The following is a 3,599-nucleotide window of genomic DNA, read 5'->3' as shown; positions in this document are numbered from 1 at the left end:
CGGTGACGGCATCTGGCGGGCGATCTTCGCCATCAACCTGCCGCTGGGCTTGATTTCGATCTGGCTTCTGCTGGCCAAGGTTCCGGCCGATGTGCCGACGGAGAAACGCAGCCTGGATCTCGGCGGTGCAGCGCTCGCGACATTGGCTTTCGGTGCGCTTGCCTATGGGCTGACCTCGATGAGCGCCAGCGGCGAGGGCCTCATGGCAGGGCCGAGCATTGCCGCCGGCGTCGTATTGCTGGCTGTCTTCATCGTCTTCGAGCTTCGGCAGCGCGAGCCGATGATCGACCTCAGCCTGTTTCGCGTCGGTGCTTTCGCCGGCGCCAATGTGGCGACGTTCTTCCTCTATTTTGCGCTGTCGGCCAACCTTTTCTATCTGCCAATGCTGCTGATCGCCGGCTGGGGCCTGAGCACGGCCGAGGTCGGCTTCATCTTCCTGCCCTTGTCGGCATCGATCGCGCTTTTGTCGGGACCTGTCGGCAAGCTGTCGGACCGGATCGGACCGCGTTTTCCGATCGCCTGCGGCAGCCTGGTCGTGGCTTTTGCGTTTGCCGGGCTGGCCTTGCTCACCTACGCCGGCATCCACAATTTCTGGACCGGAACATTCCCGCTGATGGGGCTGATGGGGCTCGGCATGGCTCTGGTCGTGTCGCCCTTGTCGACCGCGATCATGACGGCGGTGGAGGACAAGGACACGGGGGCGGCCTCCGGCATCAACAATGCCGTCTCACGCATCGGCGGTCTGATCGCGGTGGCGGCGATGGGCTCGCTTGCCGCGTGGGTCTACGCGAATGCACTGGACGCGAGCGCAACGTCCGGCATCCCGGGATTTGGTGAACCGGCGCCAGCCGGGCTTGCCCCGGCCATCGATGCGACAAGGCTCGCCGCCAGCGACGCCGCGTTTGCCGCGGTTTCTTCGGTGACCGCGCTGCTTTGCCTGCTTGCGGCTGTTATCGCCTGGACGACCATTCCCGGTGATCGATTGCCATGGCCGCGAAAGGCCGAAGATACGCCAGGCTGAAGCCGATCAACCGTCGATCTTGGCGCTCGCAACCTTCAGCGAATCGCTGTCTTCCTGCTTCAACAGTTCGTCGATGCGTTCGCGTTCGCGCTTGAAGGCGACGAGGTCATCGCCCTTCAGCACCTTGCCGACCGGCAGGCGGACACGCATCGGATCGACCTTGGTGCCGTTGACGATCAGCTCGTAGTGAAGATGCGGGCCGGTGGCGAGGCCGGTTTGGCCGAGGAAGCCGATGGTCTGGCCCTGGCGGACGTGCACGCCCGGTTCGATGCCTTTGGCAAAGGCGCTCTGGTGATTGTATGAGGTTTCGTAGCCATTGGCGTGGCGGATGATGATCTGCTTGCCGTAACCGCCGGCCCAGCCGACCTTCTCGACCGTGCCGTTGCCGGCGGCGATGATCGGCGTGCCGATGGGTGCTGCCCAGTCGACGCCGGTGTGCATGCGGACATAGCCGAGGATCGGATGCCTGCGGGCGCCGAACCCGGAGCGGAATTTCCCGGCGGGCAGGGGATTGCGCAACAGGAACTGCTCGGCGCTCGAACCGTCCTCATCGAAATAGTCGGTGCCGCCGTCCTGCATCTGGAAGCGGTAGAAGTTGCGGGTCTGGCCGCCGAACGTCGCCGAGACGTAGAGAAGCTCGGAGCTGTCCGAGGTCTGATCGTCGCCGTCGGGCTGCGAGAACAGGACTTCGATGCGGTCGGCGGGGCTGAGGCGAGACTGGAAGTCGACATCGGACGCCAGCAGCTTGATCAACCGCTGCGTCATCGCCTTGGACATGCCGTAGGAGTAGGCGGCGCGGTAGATGCCGTCATAGACGTTGGGCAGGTTGCCGCGCACCACCACCGGCGCCGACGAATCATCGAAGGCCGTCAGCAATTCGGGGTTCGGATCCGGTTCCTGCGCCGGCACATACTGGCCGCGATCGTTGAGCGCGATGGTGACGATGTGCTGGGTCCGGTCGTAGACGCTGGTGCGCACGACCTTGGCGGCATCGCCGTGAACCTCGAGGCCGACGCGCAGCACGGTTCCAGCCTTGAGCGCCGTCGCATTGAGCAACTTGGCGATGGCTTCGGCCATTCCGGTGGCGTCTTCCCCTGTGTAGCCCGAATCAGCAAAAGCCTCGGTGACGTCGAGATCCTTGGTGAAGGGGATGATTTCCTCGGCGAAAGCCGGCGCCTGGTCGTCAACGGTGGCTCGCGGCGCCACCGAGACGTTTTCCGGCACGATCTTGACGTCGTAGGAGCCGGCCATGCTCTCGGCAAAGGCTTCGCCGAATCGCTGCGGATCGACATAGTGGAGCGAAGCGACCTGCACGGCGCCGTCGCTGAGGTCGGTGCCGGCCTCGCGCACCACTTTTTCCACCTCGTCGGCGGAGAGGTCGCTCTTTTCGTCGAAGGAAGCCGTGTCGATCGGAAAATCGACGGTCTTCAGGCTCATCTCGCTTTCGACCTTGGCGCCGTAGATCTGGCCGGAAGCGGCCGAGGCCGTCGCCGGCTGGGCATTGTCGTCGCCGTCGTCGCCGAACACTTGCATCGGGTCGAAGGGGGGGTAGGCGCGGCTGGTGGTGTGGCCGGCGGCAAGGGCCATCTTGATCTGCACGAAAGGCATGGTGTGGATGACGTCGCGGTCGCCGACCTTGGTGACCATCGACACTTCCATGCGGCGGCGGTCCTTGGCCTTTGCGATCTGACGTGGCGCCACCAGCCTGGTCGTCTTGGCGACTTCGCCGGAATCTCCGTTGCCGGCAAGGCTGATCAACTCGGCGATCTCGGGTGGGGTGGCCAGCTGCTGGCGGCCGTCAAGAGCGGCGAACAGCGCCACGCCCATCAACACGCTCGAGGTCACGCCAGTGAGAAATGTTCCCGACAGCCAGCGTGCAGAAACCTCTCGCCGGTCGGGCGGGCCGCTGCGGCCATCCGCGATCAGCGGCGGCTCATTGCCGAGTTCGGCTATGACATCTTCCGTGTCTGGCATCCAGAAAGGCTGCTTCTTCCCCGGGCGGAACGGCTTGTCGCTTTTGTTGTGGCCGTGACATTTGCCTGTCATGGCAGGTGAAGTCAACGAAGCGCCAGGCTCCGACCGAATTGCCCCCAGGCACTTCTCCTATAGAGCACTCTACCAGGCGGGGCGGTGTACCTTCTCCGCAAGGCCCATCGCACACTCCTATATAGGAGGGCTCCTAAGAGAGGCGCTGCTCGATCGGCGGCGCCCACATTCGATGGCTTTGGTGTCGAACGGCAATGCGGCGGCAATAGGGCTCCTTCCGGGCCGTGCCACGCATGTTGCCAGCGTTCCCCTGGGGCAGTTGGCTATCGACAGATCGGGTCCGAAATTTCTGTCGCAAAAAGTTCAAAAACATTATCGATGTGTGTTGACAGTTGTCGTTGGTGGCGACTATATACGCCTCACGAACGAGGGCGGCTCGCCGCTGGCGACGAAGAAGTTTGCTTCTAAGCCTGCCCTTAGCGAAATTCAAGAGAGCCGCGTAAGCGACACTCGGACGGCCCCGGAGCCAAAAGCGAAGCGGGCCACGACATTGCGTGAAGTGATGTCTGTTCTTTGAAAATTGAATAATGAA

General features: G+C 63.3%; 3 protein-coding genes. 2 read left to right on the top strand and 1 reads right to left on the bottom strand.

Annotation, left to right across the window (positions count from 1 at the left end; all coding sequences use genetic code 11):
* The coding region (locus tag EOA22_RS27760) for an MFS transporter (RefSeq protein WP_127390367.1) at positions 1-1,021 on the top strand (1,021 nt) is incomplete at its 5' end.
* 6 nt (positions 1,022-1,027) lie between these two features.
* Here the strand turns inward: EOA22_RS27760 and EOA22_RS27755 are convergent.
* Complete coding sequence (locus tag EOA22_RS27755) at positions 1,028-2,995, bottom strand: M23 family metallopeptidase (RefSeq protein ID WP_027163525.1); 1,968 nt, start codon at positions 2,993-2,995, stop codon at positions 1,028-1,030.
* A 244-nt stretch (positions 2,996-3,239) separates the two neighbouring features.
* On the opposite strand from EOA22_RS27755, the gene EOA22_RS27750 reads away from it, so the two are divergent.
* Entirely contained in the window at positions 3,240-3,584 is a 345-nt protein-coding gene (locus tag EOA22_RS27750) for a hypothetical protein (RefSeq protein ID WP_063169063.1), read from the top strand.
* Positions 3,585-3,599 lie beyond the last annotated feature (15 nt).

Origin of the sequence: Mesorhizobium sp. M7A.F.Ca.US.014.04.1.1, assembly GCF_003998745.1 — a bacterium.
Classification (GTDB): Bacteria; Pseudomonadota; Alphaproteobacteria; order Rhizobiales; family Rhizobiaceae; genus Mesorhizobium; species Mesorhizobium ciceri.
This window is presented reverse-complemented; position numbering and strand designations above follow the sequence as displayed.

Coding starts and splice junctions, on each gene's coding strand:
- EOA22_RS27755 (WP_027163525.1), bottom strand. CDS start 2,995: ATGCCAGACACGGAAGATGTCATAGCCGAACTCGGCAATGAGCCGCCG.
- EOA22_RS27750 (WP_063169063.1), top strand. CDS start 3,240: ATGGCTTTGGTGTCGAACGGCAATGCGGCGGCAATAGGGCTCCTTCCG.